Annotated in this window: 3 protein-coding genes and 2 pseudogenes; all 5 read right to left on the bottom strand. The window is 69.6% G+C overall.

What is annotated here, in order from left to right:
- Positions 1–69 (bottom strand): annotated as a pseudogene (locus tag ABZ646_RS42885) (DNA-binding protein); the annotation flags it as partial.
- A gap of 77 nt (positions 70–146) precedes the next feature.
- Complete coding sequence (locus tag ABZ646_RS42880) at positions 147–1,505, bottom strand: GH1 family beta-glucosidase (RefSeq protein ID WP_360532137.1); 1,359 nt, start codon at positions 1,503–1,505, stop codon at positions 147–149.
- Positions 1,506–1,555: 50 nt separating this feature from the next.
- Positions 1,556–2,395, bottom strand: coding sequence for a carbohydrate ABC transporter permease (locus ABZ646_RS42875; protein ID WP_360532140.1), 840 nt, complete (start codon positions 2,393–2,395; stop codon positions 1,556–1,558).
- Between the two features lie 16 nt (positions 2,396–2,411).
- Positions 2,412–3,404 carry a sugar ABC transporter permease gene (locus tag ABZ646_RS42870; RefSeq protein ID WP_360532134.1) on the bottom strand — a complete coding sequence of 331 codons (993 nt, stop codon included), beginning with the start codon at positions 3,402–3,404 and terminating at the stop codon, positions 2,412–2,414.
- Between the two features lie 5 nt (positions 3,405–3,409).
- Positions 3,410–3,620, bottom strand: a pseudogene (locus ABZ646_RS42865) (sugar ABC transporter substrate-binding protein); the annotation flags it as partial.

The following is a 3,620-nucleotide window of genomic DNA, read 5'->3' as shown; positions in this document are numbered from 1 at the left end:
GACCGGGCCAGGCTGGCGCAAGGCCGCTTCGGCGACGGTGGCGTCGATCGCGTACTTGTGTCCGTGCAGCCGGCGCCCTGTCGGGGGTCGCCACCCTGGTGCTGAACTTATGCACTTGCGTATCATATGCATTTGGCTGACCGGGGTCAGGCCGCCTTGCGGGCCTGACCCCGGTGGGCGCGGATGATGTCCGCGTACCGGTGGCCGCTGCCCTTGATCGTGCGGACCTGGGTGTCGTAGTCGACGTGGACCAGGCCGAAGCGCTTGTCGTAGCCGTACGCCCACTCGAAGTTGTCCAGCAGCGACCAGGCGAAGTAACCGGCCAGCGGGGCGCCCTTGCGGGCCGCCGAGGCGCAGGCCGCGAGGTGGCCGGCCAGGTACTCCTGGCGCTCGGGGTCGTCGATCGTGCCGTCGGGGCGGACCACGTCGGGGTAGGCGGAGCCGTTCTCGGTGACGTAGAGCCTGCGGGCGCCGTACTCGTCGGTGAGGCGCAGCAGCAGCGTCTCGATGCCGCTCGCGTCGATCTCCCAGTCCATGCCGGTGCACGGGACGTCCGCGCGGTACACCGAACGGGCGTAGGGGGCAGGGCCGGCCGGGTCGTCCTCGACGTACGCCGGGAAGTAGTAGTTCAGGCCCAGCCAGTCGAGCGGGGTGGCGATGGTCTCCAGGTCACCGGGACGCTCGGGGAGTTCGACGCCGTAGGTCTCGACCATGTCGGCCGGGAAGCCACGGCCGTGCACCGGGTCCAGCCACCAGCGGTTGACGTGGCCGTCGTGGCGGCGGGCGGCGGCCGCGTCCTCGGGGCGGTCCGTCACCGTGAACACCGTGGAGAGGTTGTTGACGATGCCGACCTGGGCGCCGGGCGCGGCGGCGCGGATCGCCTGCGCGGCCAGGCCGTGGCCGAGGAGCAGGTGGTAGGAGGCGCGGACGGCGGCCGTCAGGTCGGTCCACCCGGGGGCCATCGTGCCCTCCAGGTGGCCGATCCAGGCCGAGCAGGACGGCTCGTTGAGGGTGGTCCAGTGGTGCACGCGGTCGCCGAGGCGTTCGGCGACGACGGACGCGTACGAGGCGAGGTGCTCGGCGGTCGCGCGCACGGGCCAGCCGCCCCGGTCCTGGAGGGCCTGCGGCAGGTCCCAGTGGTAGAGGGTGACGGACGGGGTGATGCCCGCTTCCAGCAGACCGTCGATCAACTCGTCGTAGAAGTCGAGGCCCTTGGTGTTGACGGGGCCGTCGCCGCCGGGCAGCACCCGGGGCCAGGCGACCGACAACCGGTAGGCGTTCGTGCCCAGTCGACGCATCAGGGCGATGTCCTCGCGCCAGCGGTGGTAGTGGTCGCAGGCGACGTCGCCGTTGTCGTCGCCCGCGATCTTCCCCGGGGTGTGCGAGAAGGTGTCCCAGATGGAGGGGGCACGGCCGTCCTCGGCGGCGGCTCCCTCGATCTGGTACGCCGCGGTTGCCGTGCCCCACAGGAAGTCGTGCGGGAGTGCGGCGAGGTCGATGGTCACGAAGATCCCTTCGGAACAGGATGCGGAACCGGCTTCGGTGCGAGGCGGGTTCACTTGACGGCGCCGGCGGTCAGCCCGGCGACGAGGTAGCGCTGGAGCAGCAGGAACCCGGCCACGACGGCGACGCTCACCACGAGCGAGGCGGCCATGATCTGGTTCCAGTACACGTCGTTGAGGGTGGAGTAGCCCTGGAGGCCGACGGCGAGGGTGCGGGTGGCGTCGTCGGTCATGACGGAGGCGAAGAGGACCTCGCCCCACGCGGTCATGAAGGCGTAGACGGCGACCGCGACGATGCCCGGGATCGCGGCCGGGACGACGATCCTGAACAGCGCGCCGAGCGGGCCGCAGCCGTCCACCAGCGCCGCCTCGTCCAGGTCCCGTGGCACGGAGTCGAGGTACCCGATCAGCATCCAGATCGAGAACGGCAGCGAGAACGTCAGGTAGGTGAGGATCAGGCCGCCGCGGGAGCCGAACAGGGCGACGCCGGTGGCGTTGCCGATGTTGACGTACAGCAGGAACAGCGGGAGCAGGAAGAGGATGCCCGGGAACATCTGGGTGGAGAGCACGGTGACCGTGAAGACCCGCTTGCCGCGGAAGTCGTAGCGGCTGACCGCGTAGGCGGCGAAGACCGCGACCACCACCGAGCACACGGTCGCCGAGACCGAGACGATCAGCGAGTTCACGAAGTACTTCGCGAGCGGGACCGTCGACCAGATGTCGATGTACGGGCGGACGGTCAGGCCGCTGGGCAGCCAGCGGAACTTGCCGGTGACGTCCGCGAGGGGCTTCAGCGAGCTGGAGACCATCACGTACACGGGGACCAGCACGAACCCGGTGAGCAGGGTGAGGAAGATCCGCCGGGACCACAGGAAGGAGCGCGGCAGGGCCATCGGCGAGCCGGACGGGCTAGACATCGGCGGTCCTCCGTCCGCGCGAGGTGACCACCAGGTACCCGCCGGTCACCACCAGCAGGAAGAGCAGCAGGAGCACGGACATGGCCGAGCCGGTGCCGAAGTTCCAGGTGACGAAGGAGGCCTGGTAGATGTGGACCGAGACGAGGTCGGCGGCCTCCGGGGCGGACCTGCCGAACAGCACGTACGGCGTGTTGAAGTCGTTGAACGTCCACAGGAACAGCACCAGGACGAGAACCTGGTTGACGGGGCGCAGCGACGGCAGGGTGATCCGGCGGATCTGCTGCCACAGGCCCGCGCCGTCCAGGGCGGCCGCCTCGTACAGCTCCCGGGGGATGTTCTGGAGTCCGGCCGTCACGATCAGGAAGGCGAACGGCCAGCCCTTCCACACGGACACGACGAGCAGCGCCCAGAAACTGTTGTCGCCGATCAGCCAGAAGGAAGGCTTGTCGGTGAGGTGCAGCTGGTCGTGCAGGACGTGGTTCACCAGGCCGTTGTCGTGCTGGAACATGAACACCCAGGTGATGACGGCCGCGTAGACGGGCAGCGCGTACGGGACGAGGAAGAGGGCGCGCAGCAGGCCCCGGCCCCGGAAGGTGTCCTGCATGAAGACGGCCGCCGCCGTGCCGATCAGCCAGCACAGGCCGACGGAGAGCAGGGTGAAGCCGACGGTGACGAAGAAGGAGTGCAGCAGGGCTTTGCCGATGGGGGCGTCGAACTCGACCGACAGCTTGTAGTTGCCGAACCCGGCCCAGGGCGCGGTGGTCCAGTCCCGGATGTAGAACTGGGTGAGTTCCTTGAAGCTCATCACGACGCCGATGACCATCGGGACGAGATGGACGAGGAGTTCGAGCAGCAGGGCGGGCAGGAGCAGCAGGTAGGGCAGTCCGACGCGGCGGATCCGCCCGGGGCGGCGGCCCGAGCCGCCCGCCGCCCCGGGGGAGTTCGCACGCACCGGCTCCTGTACGGCGGTGGTGGTCGTCGTCATGGTGTTCAGGCCGCCGGCATCTGCTGCTGGGCCTTCTCCAGTTCGGCCTTCACGGAGTCGGTGGTGACGGCGCGGCCGGCTGCCGCGTCGGCGAACAGGTTCTTCACAGCCGTACCGACGGTGGTCTCGAACTGGGACTCCGAGGCGACCTGGGGCAGGGCCGCGGCGCTGGTGGCGAGGGTGTTCTTCAGGACGGCGTTGGCGGGGGTGTTGAAG

This window comes from Streptomyces sp. NPDC007162, from assembly GCF_040634175.1.
Taxonomy (GTDB): Bacteria; Actinomycetota; Actinomycetes; order Streptomycetales; family Streptomycetaceae; genus Streptomyces.
The sequence above is the reverse complement of the archived record's forward strand: the minus strand, read 5'-3'. Positions and strand labels throughout refer to the sequence as shown.